The following is a 17435-nucleotide window of genomic DNA, read 5'->3' as shown; positions in this document are numbered from 1 at the left end:
CCGCCAGCAGACACCGCGGAGCTGGCTTTGCCAGGCCGCGGGTGTCGTCTCCTGTGAACACATGGGCGTCGAATTTGGAGAGCAACCCAGAAGCAGGGCATCAAGCGCTGCGCCTGAACCAGAAGGGCTTTCCCGTTCAAAAGGCTGCGGAGCAAGCCACGCCAGCAGACACCGCGGAGCTGGCTTTGCCAGGCCGCTGGTGTCGTCCCCCTCGGGGGGATGGCGCCGAAGGCGACTCAGGGGGGGTCAAAATCTAGGCAGATCCGGGTGCTTGATCTTCCCGCCGCGCACCAGCTCCTTGCCGTATTCAGCGCAGCGGTGCTTGCTCGGGATCACCTTGCCCGGGTTGAGCAGGCCACGCGGATCGAAGGCGCGCTTCACACCCAGCATCTGCTCGCGTTCTTCGGCGCTGAACTGCACGCACATGCTGTTGAGCTTTTCCACACCCACGCCGTGCTCGCCCGTCACCGTGCCGCCCATGGCCACGCTGGTCTCCAGGATGTCGGCGCCAAACAGTTCGCAGCGGTGCAGCTGGTCGGGGTCGTTGGCATCGAACAGGATCAGCGGGTGCAGGTTGCCGTCACCCGCATGGAACACGTTGGCACAGCGCAGCTGGTATTTCTTCTCCATCTCGCTGATGGCCAGCAGGATGTCGGCCAGGCGCTTGCGCGGGATGGTCGAGTCCATGCACATGTAGTCGGGGCTGATGCGACCGCTGGCCGGGAAGGCGTTTTTGCGACCGCTCCAGAAGCGCAGGCGCTCGCCCTCGTCGCGGCTCACCGCAATCGCGGTGGCGCCGCAGCGGCGCAGCACCTCGCTCATGCGGCCGATTTCTTCTTCGACCTCTTCGGGTGTGCCATCGCTCTCGCACAGCAGAATGGCTTCGGCATTCAGGTCGTAGCCTGCGTGCACAAAATCTTCCACCGCGGCGGTCATGGGTTTGTCCATCATTTCCAGGCCTGCCGGAATGATGCCGGCGGCAATCACCTCGGCCACCGCATCGCCAGCTTTGCGCATGTCGTCAAAGCTGGCCATGATGCAGCGCGCCAGTTGGGGCTTGGGCACCAGTTTCACCGTGACCTCGGTGGTGACGGCCAACATGCCTTCGCTGCCGATCACGATGGACAGAAGGTCCAGGCCTGGGCAATCGAGCGCGTCACTGCCGAACTCGACCGCTTCGCCGGCCATGGTGTAGCCGCGCACCTTGAGCACGTTGTGAACGGTCAACCCGTACTTCAGGCAGTGCACACCGCCCGAGTTCTCGGCCACGTTGCCGCCGATGGTGCAGGCAATCTGGCTGCTGGGGTCGGGTGCGTAGTACAGGCCAAAGGGGGCCGCCGCTTCGCTGATGGCCAGGTTGCGCACCCCTCCCTGGACCACGGCCGTTCGGCTGGCCGGGTCGATGCGCACGATCTGGTTGAACTTGGCCAGCGACATCGTGACCCCCATCTTGTGCGGCATGGCGCCCCCCGACAGGCCGGTGCCGGCCCCACGGGCCACCACGGGTACTTGAAGCTCGTGGCAGGCTTGCAGCACGGCCTGCACTTCGTCCTCGGTCTCGGGCAGGGCCACCACCAGCGGGCGCTCGCGGTAGGCCGTCAGGCCGTCGCACTCATAGGGCACCGTGTCTTCGTTGTGCCACAGCAGGGCGTGGGCGGGCAGCACGGCCTGCAGGGCGGCCACCACCTGGGCCTGGCGCTCGGCGCGGTGGCGATGGTCGGTGGTCGGCGCGGACAAGGTGGCGTTCATGGCGTGAATCCGGACGGTTTCTGGTGAGCGTGCAGGCACACCAACGCACGCTGGCGGCCAGAGCCGGTAATTTAAGCCCAAACCGCCGCCGCCAACCATGAAGTTTCTTTCAGCGATGCGTGAAGAAAATGCCCCCGGCCAGCGGGCTGGCAGGGGGCCGGGTAGGGCACGGAGGGCGCGGCAGGGCGCCCGCAGGCTCAGTTCAGAGGGCGCCTCACGGTGCCTTACGCAGCGCTGGTCGCAGCGCTTGCCGTCACCGGGGCGGGTGAGGTGCTGCTGTTGTTGCTGCTGCTGTTGCCGTCCGCGCCGCCTGGGTTGACCCCGGTGTCTTTTGCGGTGCCCACCGTCGGTGCGGCTTTGGCCGTGGCCACGCGGCTGCGGGGGCTGGCCGGGCGTTTGACCGCGGCCGTGACGGGCGTCACCGCCGCGGCCGCCGCGCCTGGGCTGCGGCGCTTGGCCGCCGGGCTGGTCGTGGTCGCGGTTGTGCGCCGGCGTGTTGCCGTGGCGGCAGGGCCGGATTCAGCTGCCGGTTTGCTGGCGGTCGAGGCCCTGCTGCGCCGTGGGGCAGGCACAGGCGAGGCACTGGGTGCGGCCCCGTTTGCGGCCCCGTTTGCAGTCCCGTTTGCAGCACTCTGCAGCGTGTCGGCGGGCGCCGCCGTTGTGCTCTGGCGGCTTTCGGCCGCGTTGCCCGCGGGTTTGTCTGTGGTTTTGGCCGGCGCCGCTGTGACCGCGGGTTTGCCGCCGTTGGCTTCGGCCTGCTTGGCCAGCGCCAGCAACTGCTGGTGCTCTTCCAACACAAAGTCGGCCAGTTCGTGGATCTGGGGCACCGCCTGACGGCAGGCGATCAGGCCGTAGTCGACCCGACCGTTGTAGCTTTGCACGGTCACGTTCAGGGCCATGCCATGGGTGGGGATCGACAAGGGGTAGTAGCAGACCACGCGGGCACCCGCACAGTAGAGGCTGTCCTGGATGCCGGCCACGTTGGAAATCAGCACATTGGCCAGAGGCGGCAACTGGTTGATGAGCTTGGAGCGCGCCAGCATGGTGTTGAGGCCCGAGATCAACCAGGGGGCGGCGAAGATCGGGTAGTCGGTGGGGATGGCCGCCTTGATCTGGCCCATCACCCCCTTGTTGGCCTGGGCCGCGTCGTGGATGGCGTGGAAGCGCTGGGCGCGGTCACCCTCCTGGGTGCACAAGGGCACCACCATCATGCTCACTTGGTTGTTGGATTTGCTGTCGCCCGGTGTGCGCAGGCTGACCGGAACGGCCGCGGTGAGGGACTTTTCGGGCAGGCAGCCCAGTTCGGTCAGGTAACGGCGCAGCGCGCCCGAGGTGGTGGCCATCACCACGTCGTTGACCGAGCCACCGAGGTGCTTGGCCACGTATTTCACTTCTGCCAGCGGCACGGTGCGCGCTGCAAAAGAACGTTGGTTGGTGATCGTGACGTTGAAAGGGGTACGGGGTGCCAGCAACTGCAGGTTTTTCGGCAGGCGCCAACTGCGCTTGCCGTCCTCGCCCGGGGCGGGTAGCAGCACGGTCTTGGCTGCACGGGCCATGGTGGGCGTCATGCGCAGCAGTTTCAGGTACTGGCGACCGGTGTTCTTGAGGGCGGCGGCGGCCAGTTCGGCCACGCCCAGGTCGCGCTGGCGTGCCGGCGGGCGTGGCAGCGGTGCAGGCACCACCCGGCCGTGCGCCACGCGGTCGAACAAGGCGTTGCCCAGGGCCACGCCTGATTGCCCGTCGATGCCGCAGTGATGCACCTTGAGGTACAGCGCCACCTGGCCACTCTTGAGTCCGGTGATCACGGCCACTTCCCACAGGGGGCGGCTGCGGTCCAGCAGCGAGGAGTGCAGACGGGCGACCAGGGCTTGCAACTGGGCGTTGCTGCCCGGAGAGGGCAGGGTGATGGGGCGCACGTGGTAGTCCCAGTCGATGTCGTCGTCGCGTACCCACACCGGGTCGGACAGGTCGAAGGGCATCAGGGCCAGCCGGCGTGTCAGCAGGTCGGCGAGGTGCTGACGCTCTTGCAGGTGATGGCGCACGTCTTCGCAGTAATCGCCCTGGTAGCCTTCGGGCAGGTCGAGCACATGCAGTGATGCGACATGCATCGGGGTTTCGGGACTTTCAACATGAAGAAAGGTGGCGTCTAGGCCGCTCAGATGGTCCATGGGGGTCTCCGGGATGATGGTTTGGATGGGGGGACGGGGGCTTGCTTCGTTCGGGGCGCCGGTGAACGGATCCGGTGGGTTTCAGCGCGCGGCCCGCTGGCGCGGAAACAGCCAGCTTTCGGGCGGGGGTGGGGTGAATTTCTGCCAGTTGTCTTCGGTCTGTGCCAGGCGGTCGCCCACCGCGTACCAGACCAGGGGGTGGAAGCCCAGGCCCAGGTGACTGGCGCTGTTGATTTCGATGTTGTCAGTCGTTTCGCTGTCGTGCTCGACCGAGGCGGCCCAGGCGACCACGCTGTCGCCGCGCGAGTAGATCGAGGTGGTGGGCACGGGGGGGGCGCAGTCACCCCGGAAGGCCTTGATGTGTTCCGGGCGGGTTTCGTTGAACTGCTTGTAGATCTGCCACACCAGGGGGTTTGAGTCGGCCCCCGGCGTGCCGTACAACGGGCTGCCCAGGCTCATCACCTGGCGCGTCATCTCTGGCTCTTGGCGGGCCAGCTCGCGGGCAAACAAGCCGCCCAGGCTCCAGTCGATCAGGCTGACCTTGCCCCCACTGTCGTCGCGCATCTGCTGCAGGCGCTCACGCAGGCCTTCTTGCACGCCGGGGCGCGGGCCCAGGTTGCGACCCTGGCCCCAGCCACGGGGTTGGTAGCCCAGGCGTTTCAGAAATTGCCGCAGGGGGCGGGTCGAGGTGTCGGAGGCCATCAGGCCCGGCATCACCAGCACGGCGTGGCCATCACCGCGCGGTACCCGTTGCAACAGCCAGGGCAGGGCCAGCGGGATGGTGCTGGCCTCGATGAAGGCACGCCCCTCGATCATGGCCAGCCAGGCTGGCGGTGGGCCATCAACGGGTTGGGGGGACCATGGCGACAGCAAGGCTTGCCAGGAAAAGATGTTCGGCAAAGGAAATCCTGAGAAGTGACGTGGAAAGTGGGTGGCTGGGCCGGGGCGCATGGCTTGGGGGCTCATGGGCGGCGTGCCAGTTCATCGCGCAGCATCTGCTTGGAGAGCTTGCCCACGGCAGTCTTGGGCAGCTCGGTGCGCAGCTCGAGGGCCTGCACCATCTCGTGCTTGCCCAGGTGGTCGCGCAGATGGGCCTGCAGTTCTTCGAGCGTCAACTGATCGCCGGCCTGGCGCAGGCTGACAAAGGCTTTGGGTGACTGGCCTCGGTAGGGATCGTCTTGCCCGATCACCATCACCTCACGCACCAGCGGGTGGGTGTAGATGGCTTCTTCGATCACTCGGGGGTAGACGTTGAAGCCGCTGCACAGAAGCATGTCCTTGCTGCGGTCGACCAGGGTCAGAAAGCCGTCAGCGTCCAGGTGGCCCACGTCGCCGGTGCGGAAGAAGCCATCCGCCGTGAAGCTGGCGCGGGTGGCTTCGGGGTTCTTCCAGTAACCCTGCATCACTTGAGGGCCGGCGATCACGATCTCGCCGATTTCGCCTGTGGGCACGGGCTCGTCGTGGCCCCCCAGCCGCAGGATCCGGATCTCGACTTGCGGTGCGGGAATGCCGCAGGCGCCGGGCTTGCGCAGCCCCGTGGTGGGCGTGAAGGTGCCGATCGAGCTGGTTTCGGTCATGCCCCAGCCCTCGGACAGCATGCAGTGGCTCAGGGCTTCGAACTGGTGCAGCAGCTCGACCGGCAAGGGGGCGCCGCCTGAGCCACAGGTCTTGAGTGAATGCAGGTCGTAGCGCGATGCGTCGGGGTGGTTGACCAGGGCTGTGAACATGGTGGGCACGCCCGGAAAGCAGCTGATGCGTTTGGTGGCGATGTCGTGCAGGATCTGGCCGGGGTCGAACTTCAGCACCAGCACCAGTTCGGCCGCCAGTTTCACGCCCACCAGCAGGTCGATCACCATGGAGTACACATGGAACAAGGGGAGGGCCACCAGAATCCGCTCCTGGCCCGGTTTGAGCTGGGCGCCGCCCAGCGAGGTGACCTCGGCGGCCTGATCGGTGGCCGCGCTCAGGTTGGCGTGGCTCAGCATGGCGCCCTTGGGGTGGCCTGTGGTGCCGCCGGTGTATTGCAGCACCGCGATCTCGTCGAGCCCACCAGCCCCTGCCGAGCGCACCGGCCGGGCGCCCTGGCGGAACAATGCCGCGTAGCGCAAGAACTGGGGCCCCTCGGTGGGGACAAAGGGGGCATCGTGTCGCAAGTGGGCATTGGCGGCCGCTTCGTCGGCGCCAAAGTCGTCCAGCGAGCCCACGATCAGATGGCGCAGGCGAGTCTGGCCCGGCAGCTCGTGCACCTGCCCGTACAAGGCCGGCAGATCGAGCGTGAACAGCATGTCGGTTTCGCTGTCCTCGATCTTGTGGGCAATGGTGTTGCGCGCATCCAGCGGCGAGTAGTTGACCACCGTGCCGCCGGCGCGCAGTACGGCAAAGAAGCTCACCACATAGTGCGGTGTGTTGGGCAGGTACAGCCCCACATGCACGCCCGGGCCTACGCCCAGATACTGCAGACCGGCCGCCAGTTCATCGACCCGGCGATCCAGCTCCTGGTAGCTCATGCGTCGGCCCAGAAAGTCGACCGCCGTCTGGTCAGGCCAGCGACGGGTTGCGTCGCTCAGCAACTGGTCGATGCGCCGTGGCAACAAGGTCATGTCCCAGCGAGCCCCTTCGGGGTAGGACGCGATCCAGGGGAATGCTTTCATGGGGGTACCTCATGGAGAAAATCGATGAACGGCGTCGGCCCTGCAGAGCCCTGTTCAGGCCACGCCAGCCCCTCAATTTCCCCGAGCCCCCCGGCCCTTCGTGTCGCGTACAGAACTGTTGAAAGTAATAAAAAATCAGATATGAAATAAATGAGAAATAATTGTTCCGGTAGTGCTTGAAAGCGTTTCAAAGAGTGTTTTTCTTGGGGTGACTTGCTTGTGGCCGTCAACGCAGACACCAACCGCCCCTCGGCGGGACCATGACCGCTGGTCAGGCGTGCCCACCCTGGCCGTGCCCGAGCCGGTCAGCCCCTGTGTCAGGGCCTGAACCCTCCGCCCCACAGCGCTTTTGCGACCGGTCATGCCTGGGGGCACCCAGGTCACAGCCTGCCTTCTGCGGAATCAGGTCGCTCAAGAAGTGAAGAGATGGGCCCGCACCGGGTGGAACAGGCCGAAGAGCACCCGCGTCTCGCGGCCGCCCGCGGGCGTGACATGAAGTGAGGGGCCGTCAGGACCGCTTGGGGTCGCAAGCGACACAAGGTGTGCGACGGTGGACGGCGCAAACCTTCTTTTGGATACGGCAGGCTTCAAACGAAGAGGTCAGGCCGGCGCCGGGCCGCCCCAAGGCGACCTGCGGCCCCCTTGGGGGCCTACAGGAGCGCCTTGCGCAACCACTCCGCGAAGGCCGCGCATTCCCAGCGGTCCATCGAGCCGGTGCGCCAGCACAGGTAGTGCGCGTGCGGGCTGGTCACATTGCGGTCGTACAGCCGCACCAGGGTGCCGGCCTCCAGCCAGGGGCGGCCCAGCTTGAGCCGCACCAGGGCCACGCCCATGCCGGCCGAGGCGGCGTCGCACATCAGGCCCACGTCGTTGAACTGAGAGCCTTCGGCCGGCTCGGGCCAATCCAGGTTGTGGGCCGCGAACCAGGTACGCCAGGGTTCCAGCGGGCTGCGCAACAGGGGCACGCCTTCCAGATCCTCAGGCCGGTCGAAGGGGCCGTGTTCGCGCACAAAGGTCGGCGAAGCCAAGGGCGTCACGTCATCGCCCGCCAGCTTGACGTGCTCCAGATCGGCATAGCGCCCCGGGCCGAAGCGCACGATCAGGTCGGCGTCTTCCGCGATCACGTCCAGCAGAGGGATCGACACGTGCAGGGCCAGATCGATTTCGGGGTAGGCCTCGGTGAACTGCTTCAGGCGCGGGATCAGGATGGAGCGCGCAAACGTGGGCGTCACGGCCAGCTTGAGCTTGCGCTTGCCGCTCACCCCGGGGGCGCCCGGGAACTTCTGCAGCGCGTCCAGCCCTTCGCGCACATGGGCCAGGTACTCGCTGCCTTCGGTGGTCAGCGAGAAGTCGGCCCGACCGAACAACTTGGTGCCGATGATCTGTTCGAGCTGGCGCACCCGATGGCTCACCGCGCTCGGGGTCACGCACAGCTCTTCGGCGGCCTGGGTCACGCTGCGCAGGCGCGCCAGGGCCTCGAAGGTGAGCAGGCACTGGATGGGCGGAATCCGCTGGGCCTTGCCGTTGGCCGCACTCTGGCGTTCGTCTTCCATGCTGCTCCTTGCGCGGATGCCGTGGCGGGTGGGCGCGCTTACTTGAAGATCACGGTCTTGTGACCGTTCAGCAAGACGCGGTGTTCACTGTGCCATTTCACGGCGCGGGCCAGCACCTGGCTTTCGGTGTCGCGGCCCAGGGCGGTCAGGTCTTCCACGGTGCGGCTGTGGTCCACGCGCGCCACGTCCTGTTCGATGATCGGGCCTTCGTCGAGGTCGGCCGTCACATAGTGGGCGGTGGCGCCGATCAGTTTCACGCCACGGTCATGGGCCTGGTAGTACGGCTTGGCACCCTTGAAGCTGGGCAGGAAGCTGTGGTGGATGTTGATCGCCCGGCCCGCCAGCTTGCGGCACAGGTCGTCGCTCAGGATCTGCATGTAGCGTGCCAGCACCACCAGCTCGGCGCCTTCGGCTTCGATGATCTCGAATTGGCGGGCTTCGGCCTGGGCCTTGGTGGCGGCGGTCACCGGGATGTGGTGGAAGGGCACGTTGTAGCTGGCCGCCAACTGGTAGAACTCACGGTGGTTGCTGATGATGGCGCGGATGTCCAGCGGCAGCAGGCCCGACTTCCAGCGGAACAGCAGGTCGTTCAGGCAATGGCCCTCCTTGCTCACCAGCAGCACGGTGCGCACCGGCTCGGAGGTGGCGTGCAGGCTCCATTTCATGGCAAACCCGTCGGCAAACGGGGTCAGTTGGCCCTTGAGCTCGTCGTAGCCCAGCTGTTCGCAGGCAAATTGAACGCGCATGAAGAACAGGCCGGTGGCCGGGTCGTTGTACTGCGCCGCTTCCTCGATGTTGCCACCCCGTTCGAGCAGGAAACCGGACACGGCGTGAACAATCCCCGTTCGGTCGGGGCAGGACAGGGTGAGAATGTAGGCTTTGGTCATAACCCCCGGATTGTCGCAGCACTCGACCGGGCGTGACGATGAGCGGGTATGTGTGGCTTTGGACGCCCACGTGACCGATCGGCCTGGGAAGGCTCATGGCGTCAGGGGATGACCACTGCTTTGATCTGATCCGAAAATACAAAATACCTGCCAGCGCGCTGCAGGCTCTGAAGCTGGCCGGCCCCGGGTGACCGGGCTGGGCCAGGCCGACGAGAGGGCGCCGCAAAGGAGAACATGTGATGAGCAACGACTCTGAAACTTCATCGACAGCGCATCGTGTGCGCTGGGGCATTGGGCTGCTGGTGCTGTTGCTTCTGGTGGCTGGCGGCTACCTGTTGCGCAAATCCTGGCAGGCCCAGGAGGCGTCCGCTCAGGCCCCGGCCTGGCCCGAACTGGCCTTGCCGCAACTGGCCGATGCGGCCCGCATGGGCCCGGCCCAGTGGCGTGGGCAGGCGCGCGTGGTGCACCTGTGGGCATCGTGGTGCCTGTCTTGCCGCGAAGAGGCGCCCAATATGCTGGCGCTGGCGGCCACCCTGAGGGCCGACGGCCGTGCTGAACAACTGATCGGCCTGAATGGCGGCGACAAGAGCCAGGACGCCGTCAACTACCTAGCTTACTTCGGCAATCCCTACTGGACCACCCTGGTGGACACCGATGGCGAGTTGCAGCGCCGCCTGGGCAGTGGCAAACCCCCGCAGACCTGGGTGCTGAACCCGCAGGGGCGCATCGTGTACCAGTTCTCGGGGCCCCTCACCCTCGACGTGATCCGCCACGAGATCCTGCCCCGCCTCCAGGACTGAGGGGGGGCACCGAGGCAGGGCTCGGTCCCTGGCAGGGCTCAGGCCAGCGCCCGAGCCAGTCGGCGGGCAGCAAAGTCAGCGCCGTACGCAAACCGCAGCAAGGGGCCGAAGCTGTTGGCGGCGATTGCCCCGGCAAAGTACAGGCCGGGTACCGACGACTGGAAGTTGCGGTCCAGCACGGGTGTCCGGGCCACCGTGCGGATGCGCTCGCGCAGCGACGGGGCCAGAAAATCCAGCTGATCCAGGTCGCTGCGGTAGCCGGTGGCCGCGATCACATGATCCACCCGCAAGCGGGGCTGGCTGCCATCGCCAGCCAGAAACTCCAGCACCACCTGGCCTTGTTCCAGGGCGGCTGAGCGCAACTGCCAGCCCGCGTGCACCGGCAGCTTGCCCAGCACCTGGTCTCGCATGAACCAGCCCGGGGCCGGCCCCAGATGGCGCTCGACCGCGCGCAATCGAAGTGACTCCGGCAGGGCGTGAAACACCTGTGGGAATTGCGTGCACATGAACGATTTCCAACCGGGGCCCAGGCCGGAGTCTGGCTGGCGCAGGCGTTGCGCCAGCGAGCGCGGACCCGCCGGCGGGTTGTGAAAGCGAACCGGGTGGCGTGACACCAGTTCAGCCTGAGCCCCGTGGATCTGCAACAGCCCGGCCGTGTCACCCGCCGAGGCGCCGCCGCCCAGCACCGCCACATGGCGGCCCGCGAAAAGGCTCAAGTCGGTGTGGTTCGAACTGTGGCTCAGGTGGCTGGCCGGCAAGTTGCGCAGGGCCTCGGGGATGTAGGCAAAAGGTTTGATGCCGGTGGCCACCACCACGCGGCGGGCTTGCACGGTGCTTCCGTCGGGGAGCGTCAGCGAAAAATGGTCGCCATTCTTCGTGACCGACTGCACCAGGGTCGGGTCGACATCGGGCACCAGCTTGCGCTGGAACGCTTCGGCATAGTCGCAAAACGTCTCCAGCGTGACGGGAAGGCCCATGTCGGCATAGGGCACGCCCTGGGCTTGGCACCAAGCCTGCAGGGTGTAGCCCTGGCCCGGGGCCGACAGGCTGGAGGCAAAACCGTCCGACTTCAGGCACATGCCCTGGGGCATGTGATCCCGCCAGAACGACATGGTCCGACCGAAAACCTTCATTCGCCTTGAGGTAGGGCGCAGGTGGGCGGCCAGAGAAAGACCGTAGGGGCCGGCACCCAGTATGGCGATGTCGATATCGGTGGCTGAACTCAAGCGAACTCCCTCAGGCTGTTGGTGTCTCGGCCCAGTCAAGGCCGGTGGTCATCTTTATAATTTTATTAACACATTCTTACATCAACGCGCATGCATCGCCGGCTTCGGCGGTCTTCGCCCAGGGAGCCCCGTCACCTTGAAAAAACCTGCCCTCCTGCTGGTCACCGGCAAATGGTGGCCTGCAGCGGCCCGTCTGGCCCTGGCCCTGGTTCAACAGGGTTGCCGGGTTGACGTGCTTTGCCCAACCGGCCATCCCGTGCTGCAGGTGCCCGGCCTGGGGCGCTGCTGGCATTTTGCGATGCGAGACTCCCTGGGCAGCCTGCGCGCCGTGCTGGGGCCCGGGCACGGCTACCGGATGATCCTGCCCTGCGACGATGAGGTGGTGGCACAGTTGATCACCCTGCATGAGCAGGTGCCGGTCCTGCGTCACCTGATCGAGCAGTCCATCGGACCGGCCCCTGCGCACGCCACGCTGCTGCAGCGGCATCAATTGCTGGTGACGGCCCAATCGCTGGGGTTGGATGTGCCGGAGCACCGCCACCTGGACTCCCCCCAGGACCTGCTGTTCTGGTTCCGCGAAGGCCATGGCCGCAGCGTGCTGAAGCGGGATCTGAGCTTTGGTGGCGCCGGCGTGCGGGTCGTGAATGACCTGGCCGAGGCAGAGGAGGCCTGCCGGGCATTCTCCCGCTCACTGCGCTGGCGCTCGCTGTGGCGCCGGCTGCTGGTCGAGCGTGACCCCCTGGCCTGGTGGAGTCGGCGCCTGCCAGGGCGTGGCCAGGTGCTGGTGCAACGCTACATCGAGGGGCGGCCTGCCAACACCTTGATGCTGTGTGAGCAGGGGCGGGTGCTGGCCCTGGTGTCCCTGGCGGCGGTGGAGACCCACGGTGCCACGGGCCATGCCACGGTGGTGCGCCGCATCCGCCATCCGGGCATGGAGGCGGCCGCGCGGCGGCTGTGTGCCCACCTGCAACTGACGGGCCTGCATGGTCTGGATTTCATGCTTGAGAAGGACAGCGATCGCGCCTGGCTGATCGAGCTCAATCCGCGTTGCACCCAGTCGGCGCATCTGGCCTGGGAGGACCAACCCAGCCTGGCTGCGGCGCTGGCGGCTCGCCTGCGTGGTCACTCGCCCCTGGCCGTGCGGCAGGCACTGACCAACGACCTGGTGTCCTTGTTCCCGCAGGTGCCCCTGGGTCAGGCGCTGGGCGAGCACGATGTGCCCAACGGCCAGCCTGCCCTGGTCCAGGCCCTGGCCGATCCGCCCTGGCCGCGGCGTTTGTGGACTTACCGGCTGCAGACCCGGCTGCGCCCGCCCAGAGCCGTGAGCCGCGTGCGTTATGAAGATCCACCTGGGCTCGGGCCGGTGCCGCCGGCCAACGGCGCATCGCCGAGCGATCAGTCGCCGCCCCCGGCCTGACGACCCCGGCCGGGGATTCAGTTCAGCTGCATGCGTCGGCGCAGCTCGCTGCAGTGATCGCGCTCGGGCTGGCGCGGGCTGACCCACAGCAGATCGGTTTCTGCCGCTCCGCTCGGGCTGCGCAAGGCATCAGCCACCGGGCTGCCCTCGACCGCCGCCACCAGCACGCGGGTGTTCAACTCGTCAGGCAGGTGCGCCGGAATGCCCACCGGGCGCAGCACATGGCCGGCGCCTGCCAGCAGCAGCACCGTGCGACCGGGCGGGCGTGGTGCCTTCAGCACGGCCTGGGCCATGGCCAGATCGCGCGCTATCTGGATGCGGGTCATGGGGGCCACCTGGGCTTCGTCCAGCAGGCCACAGTGGCTGTCCCGGATGGCGGCGCGCTGGCGCTCCAGCGCCGGCTGCAGCAGGCGCAGGTCCAGGCTCATGTCTTTCATCGCGGGTCGCTGTCGCTCCCGGGGCAGGTTGGCCCCCAGCACCGGCACCCCGGCTTCCACGGCGGCCATGATGGCCGGTGCATAGTCGGCCCAGGGCCAGCCGGCATCGTTCCATTGCAGCGCTTGCTTGACCTGGGCCTCCTTGGCTTGGCGGGGCAGGCCCCGGGTGTCGTGGCCCTGGTCAACCATCTCAAGCAGCAGGGCAGACAAGCGGTTTTGGACCGCGAGGATTTCCACCACCTGACGTTCCCATTGGTGGTGGGCGGCGGCATCGTGCTGCTCGCCCAGCAGCAGCACATCCGCGGGCAACAGGCTGGAGAGTTGGCGCGCGGGCAAGTCGGACGAGTGGCTGGCGCAGCCCAGCAAGGCGGCCATGGCAAAGCAGCAAGCCAGCCATGCCCGGATGCGAGGGCGTTCAAGACAAGGGAAAACACGCATGCGCGCATACTATCCCGACTCTGGCGAGGCACGGGCATGGCCTTGGGGCCTTGCCGGGTTTGGCCCCTGTTCTGCCTGTCTGCCTGAATGCCCACCCGCCTATCCGACGCGCTGCGCGCCGCGCTGACCCTGCTGCTGGCCTGGCTCATCGCCCAAGCCTTTGTGGCCGTGCACATCCCTCTGCCCTGGATGCTGGGGCCGCTCTTGTCGGTGGCTGCCGCCAGCATGGTGGGCCTGCCTGCGCTGAGCCTGGCCCCCTTGCGCAACCTCGGGCAGTGGACGATTGCCGCGGCGCTGGGCCTGTATTTCACGCCCGAGGTCACCTCGCTGGTGCTGGGGCTGTGGTGGGCCATTGCGCTCGGCATTGCCTGGGCCTTGTGCCTGGGCTGGGCCTTTGGGCAATGGCTTTGCCTGCGCAACCGGGCCTTGCTCAGCGGGCTGGACGAGCCCGCGTTGCGGGCCACCACCTTTTTTGCCGGCGCCATCGGTGGCGCCTCCGAGATGACCTTGCTCGCGGAGCGAGCCCAGGCCCGCACCGAACTGGTGGCGGCCAGCCACTCGCTGCGGCTGGTCATCGTCACGGTGTTGATCCCCTTTGCCTTCACCTTCAGTGGACTGCATGGGCTGGATCAGGTGTCCAGCGCGGCGCGGGTGGTCAATCCGGCAGGGCTGGCCGGGCTGGCGGCGGCCACCGGGGTGGGCGCACTGATCATGCATCGGCTGGGGCGCGCCAATCCGTGGTTTCTGGGTTCGCTGGTGGTGTCTGCGGCCATCGCCATGTCAGGTCACACGCTGTCGGCGGTGCCGCAGTGGATGTCGAACGCGGCGCAGATGGTGATCGGGGTGAGCCTGGGAGTGCGTTTCACGCCGGGATTCATCCACACGGCACCGCGCTGGATGGCGTCGGTGGTGCTGGGCACCTTGGCCATGGTGTTCTTGTGTGCCGGCTTTGCCTGTGTGCTGGGCTGGGCCACCGGCCTGCACCCAGCCACCATGGTGCTGGGCACCTCACCCGGCGGCATTGCCGAGATGTCGATCACGGCCAAGGTGCTGCAACTGGGCGTGCCGGTGGTCACCGCCTTTCAGGTGTGCCGCCTGGTGGCCGTGTTGCTGCTGGTCGAGCCGCTATACCGGGCCCTGTGCCGGCGCTGGGTACCCGGCAGGGCCTGAGCTGCCTCAGGCCAGGGCCTCAGTGCACCAGCACCGGGTTCTGGGCCAGGCCGGAGTAGCGTTCGAGCGTGTTTTCCACTTCTTCTTCGGTGGGGGCGTTGAGCTGCCAGCCCAGGATGATCTGCTGGAACATCTCGGCCCACGAGCCGTCGAGGTACACCTCTTTGCCCGAGCGTTTGTCCACGATCTCGAAGCCATGGCGGGCCAGTTGCGGCCCGGACGGCGGCTGGGTCGTGGGTGTCAGGTCCAAGTCGGGCACCAGGTGCACCACCACAAAGGAGTCGGAGTCATAGAGCATTTGCATGAGATGGATTCCTTCTGAGTCCCATGGTAGATGGCAATGACCGTGCCAGTTTCAAGATCTGCGTAAATCCGTGGGCGCTGCGGGTTTTCAGCAACACCCGGGCCGGCTTCAGGGCTTGAGCACACCGGTCAGCTGCTGATCCACGAAATCGCCCTGCGACTGCGTGATGCGGATGCGCGCCGGCAGGTAGTGGATGCCTGGGGCCAGCCACAGCTCGACGCGGGTGTCGAACTCGGTGCGGGGGGCGCGTGTGATCTTGAGGGTGGGCAGTGGGCCCTGGGCCAGGGCCAGCTCTTCGGGGCCGTCCACCACGAACACCCAGGTTTCGGCATCGCGTGGACCCACCGTGGGCACGGTGATGCGGGTACCAGGGCCGAACTGGGTGGGGTCGGCAGCCACCAGCGAGGCCAGCTGCATGAACACACTCAGGCGGTCCTGCATGCCGGGCAGCAACACCGCGTCGGGGGTGTTGGCGCTGAAGGTGACCTTGCCCTGTTCGGCATCAAAGTGCGCCGCCTGCTCGTTGCGTACCTTGTCGCCGAAACGGGTTGGCGCCAGACCGGCTGAGGTGATGCGGCCCCGACTGGTCTGGCTGCGCCCTCCGATCAGGAACATCTTGACCGAGGCCTGCGCCTCGTACTGGCTTCCGTCGTGGGTCCAGCTCATTTCACCGTTGGCCTGGTAGTTCAGGTGCTTGACCTCGGCCTTGACCGCATAGCTCAGGCGGATCGGTGGGGGCACCTTCACGCTCAGGGTGCGTTGCTCGGCGGTGGCCGGGCTGACCTCGGGGGCCTTGGCCACAGGGGGGGATTCCGGCCCGGTCACCAGCGGCGGCAGGGGGGGGGCCGCGGCGACGGGGCCGGGCTCCTGGGCCGGGGCCGGGACATCACTGAGGGATTCGGGCGAGGTGGCCGCCGGGTCTGGCCGGGTGTCGCTGGTCACGGGGCTGGTGGACTGGGGCGCGGGGATGCTGCGGGGCGGGTGCCGAACCACCCGGGGCGGGCGTGCCGTCGCGCCCGGGGGGGCCACCGGGGCCGACACCTCCACCCGCCGCGTGCTGAACACGGGCAAGGGCAGGGCGGCCACCCGGGTGCCTGGCCCGTCGCCCGCCGGCAGCAGGCTGCGACCCTGCCAAAGCAGCGCGGCGTGCAAGGCCAGCACCAGCACTGTGAGGCCGATCAGGGCCCGGCGTGAGGGGCCACTGCGTTCGGGCCGGTGCCGCGCAGGGGCTGGACTGCTGGCATGTTGCTGTTCCGTGCGCACTAGAATCCGCTGCTTTCCTTGGCTTGAACCGATTGAACCACGCGTCCTGGGCCGGCGCCGTGGGTGCTTGCAAAAGGCCCTCAGCCCCCTTCAACCCCCAACGCCGGAGCCCCACTCAACATGAAACTCGCCACCTACAAAGACGGATCGCGTGATGGCCAACTGGTCGTCGTGTCGCGAGATTTGGGCACCGCGCATTATGCGACCGGCATTGCCACGCGATTGCAGCAGGTGCTGGACGACTGGAACTTCCTGGCCCCGCAGTTGCAGGACCTTTACGAGCAGCTCAACCAGGGCAAGACCCGCCACGCCTTTCCCTTTGACCCGGCCCAGTGCATGGCCCCCCTGCCGCGGGCCTACCAGTGGGCTGATGGGTCGGCCTACCTCAACCATGTCGAGTTGGTGCGCAAGGCACGCAATGCCGAGGTGCCTGCCACCTTCTACACCGATCCGCTGATGTACCAGGGTGGTAGCGATGACTTCATCGGTCCCTGCGACGATGTGGTGGTGCCCAGCGAAGACTTCGGCATTGATTTTGAAGCCGAGATCGCTGTGGTGACCGGTGATGTGCCCATGGGCACGCCACCCGACCGAGCCCTGGATGGCATCCGCCTGGTGATGTTGGCCAACGACGTGTCGCTGCGCAACCTGATCCCGGCCGAACTGGCCAAGGGCTTCGGCTTCTTCCAGAGCAAGCCCGCCACCGCGTTCAGCCCGGTCGCGGTCACCCTCGACGAACTGGGTGACGCCTGGGAACAGGGCCGCGTCCACCTGACCCTGGAATCGACCTGGAACGGCCGCAAGGTGGGCCAGTGTGAGGCTGGCCCCGAGATGACCTTCCACTTCGGCCAGTTGATCGCCCACATCTGCAAGACCCGCAACGTGCGTGCGGGCACCATCGTGGGCAGCGGCACGGTGAGCAACCAGGGCGTGACCGACGCCAAGGGCCACACCGAGTGGCCCAAGGGCTACAGCTGCATTGCCGAGAAGCGCTGCATCGAGACGATCCAGAACGGGCAGCCCAGCACGGGGTTCATGAAGTATGGGGACTCCATTCGCATCGAGATGAAAGGGCGAAATGGGCAGAGCCTGTTTGGGGCGATTGATCAGAAGGTGGTGGAGGCGGAGGGCTGACCTGGCGGTCTGCTTGGATGGGCTGTTGTTGGAATAGGGGGGCTTGTGCGCTGCCCGTGCGTTGGGGGCTTTGTGTTGCCGCTGCGCTCTGGTGGTTCTGCTCTTTTGTTGAGGGCGGAGGCCGGGGATTCGTCCCGGCGGCCGAGGCACTTTTCTTTGTCTCGCCAAAGCAAAGTACCCCAAAGAAAGGCGACCCGAAGTCAGGGCCACTTCGTGGTTCCCTGCGCTGCTCGCGCCA

The 17435-nt window shown here is 66.9% G+C and carries 14 protein-coding genes; 4 read left to right on the top strand and 10 right to left on the bottom strand.

The features are described from left to right. Positions 1 to 246: 246 nt before the first annotated feature. The 6 genes from AC07PT_RS28715 to purU form a co-directional block, all read right to left on the bottom strand. Positions 247 to 1749, bottom strand: a complete 1503-nt coding sequence (locus AC07PT_RS28715; protein WP_494658943.1) for an FAD-linked oxidase C-terminal domain-containing protein — start codon at positions 1747 to 1749, stop codon at positions 247 to 249. Between the two features lie 224 nt (positions 1750 to 1973). Then, positions 1974 to 3917, bottom strand: a complete 1944-nt coding sequence (locus AC07PT_RS28710; RefSeq protein WP_494658942.1) for a wax ester/triacylglycerol synthase family O-acyltransferase — start codon at positions 3915 to 3917, stop codon at positions 1974 to 1976. Between the two features lie 81 nt (positions 3918 to 3998). Further along, positions 3999 to 4817, bottom strand: coding sequence for an esterase/lipase family protein (locus AC07PT_RS28705; protein WP_494658941.1), 819 nt, complete (start codon positions 4815 to 4817; stop codon positions 3999 to 4001). Between the two features lie 62 nt (positions 4818 to 4879). Further along, positions 4880 to 6568 carry a long-chain-fatty-acid--CoA ligase gene (locus AC07PT_RS28700; protein ID WP_492350581.1) on the bottom strand — a complete coding sequence of 563 codons (1689 nt, stop codon included), beginning with the start codon at positions 6566 to 6568 and terminating at the stop codon, positions 4880 to 4882. Between the two features lie 650 nt (positions 6569 to 7218). Then, positions 7219 to 8121: a LysR substrate-binding domain-containing protein gene (locus AC07PT_RS28695; RefSeq protein WP_492350580.1), complete on the bottom strand. Its 903-nt coding sequence runs from the start codon at positions 8119 to 8121 to the stop codon at positions 7219 to 7221. 38 nt (positions 8122 to 8159) lie between these two features. Next, positions 8160 to 9008: a formyltetrahydrofolate deformylase gene (gene purU / locus AC07PT_RS28690; protein ID WP_494658940.1), complete on the bottom strand. Its 849-nt coding sequence runs from the start codon at positions 9006 to 9008 to the stop codon at positions 8160 to 8162. A 239-nt stretch (positions 9009 to 9247) separates the two neighbouring features. Between purU and AC07PT_RS28685 the strand changes: the two genes are divergently transcribed. Next, positions 9248 to 9808, top strand: a complete 561-nt coding sequence (locus AC07PT_RS28685; RefSeq protein ID WP_494658939.1) for a redoxin domain-containing protein — start codon at positions 9248 to 9250, stop codon at positions 9806 to 9808. Positions 9809 to 9846: 38 nt separating this feature from the next. On the opposite strand, the gene AC07PT_RS28680 is transcribed toward AC07PT_RS28685, so the two are convergent. Beyond that, positions 9847 to 11034, bottom strand: coding sequence for an NAD(P)-binding domain-containing protein (locus AC07PT_RS28680; protein ID WP_494658938.1), 1188 nt, complete (start codon positions 11032 to 11034; stop codon positions 9847 to 9849). A gap of 136 nt (positions 11035 to 11170) precedes the next feature. Between AC07PT_RS28680 and AC07PT_RS28675 the strand changes: the two genes are divergently transcribed. Then, complete coding sequence (locus tag AC07PT_RS28675) at positions 11171 to 12451, top strand: ATP-grasp domain-containing protein (protein WP_494658937.1); 1281 nt, start codon at positions 11171 to 11173, stop codon at positions 12449 to 12451. A gap of 17 nt (positions 12452 to 12468) precedes the next feature. On the opposite strand, the gene AC07PT_RS28670 is transcribed toward AC07PT_RS28675, so the two are convergent. After that, complete coding sequence (locus AC07PT_RS28670) at positions 12469 to 13326, bottom strand: ChaN family lipoprotein (protein ID WP_492350575.1); 858 nt, start codon at positions 13324 to 13326, stop codon at positions 12469 to 12471. An 87-nt stretch (positions 13327 to 13413) separates the two neighbouring features. Between AC07PT_RS28670 and AC07PT_RS28665 the strand changes: the two genes are divergently transcribed. Further along, the gene (locus AC07PT_RS28665; protein WP_492350574.1) at positions 13414 to 14496 is read left to right on the top strand and encodes an AbrB family transcriptional regulator; all 1083 of its coding nucleotides are present in this window, start codon (positions 13414 to 13416) and stop codon (positions 14494 to 14496) included. 19 nt (positions 14497 to 14515) lie between these two features. Here AC07PT_RS28665 and AC07PT_RS28660 read toward each other — a convergent pair whose 3' ends face one another. Together AC07PT_RS28660 and AC07PT_RS28655 are read right to left on the bottom strand one after the other, a co-directional pair. After that, positions 14516 to 14800 carry a BTH_I0359 family protein gene (locus AC07PT_RS28660; RefSeq protein ID WP_492350573.1) on the bottom strand — a complete coding sequence of 95 codons (285 nt, stop codon included), beginning with the start codon at positions 14798 to 14800 and terminating at the stop codon, positions 14516 to 14518. A gap of 108 nt (positions 14801 to 14908) precedes the next feature. Further along, positions 14909 to 16063: a DUF3108 domain-containing protein gene (locus tag AC07PT_RS28655; RefSeq protein WP_494658936.1), complete on the bottom strand. Its 1155-nt coding sequence runs from the start codon at positions 16061 to 16063 to the stop codon at positions 14909 to 14911. A gap of 120 nt (positions 16064 to 16183) precedes the next feature. Between AC07PT_RS28655 and AC07PT_RS28650 the strand changes: the two genes are divergently transcribed. Continuing rightward, complete coding sequence (locus tag AC07PT_RS28650; protein WP_494658935.1) at positions 16184 to 17197, top strand: fumarylacetoacetate hydrolase family protein; 1014 nt, start codon at positions 16184 to 16186, stop codon at positions 17195 to 17197. The last annotated feature ends 238 nt before the right edge of the window (positions 17198 to 17435 follow it).

Source organism: Curvibacter sp. GW821-FHT09D12, from assembly GCF_059416245.1.
Note: the sequence above shows the minus strand (reverse complement) of the source record. Positions and strands in the feature narration are given on the sequence as shown.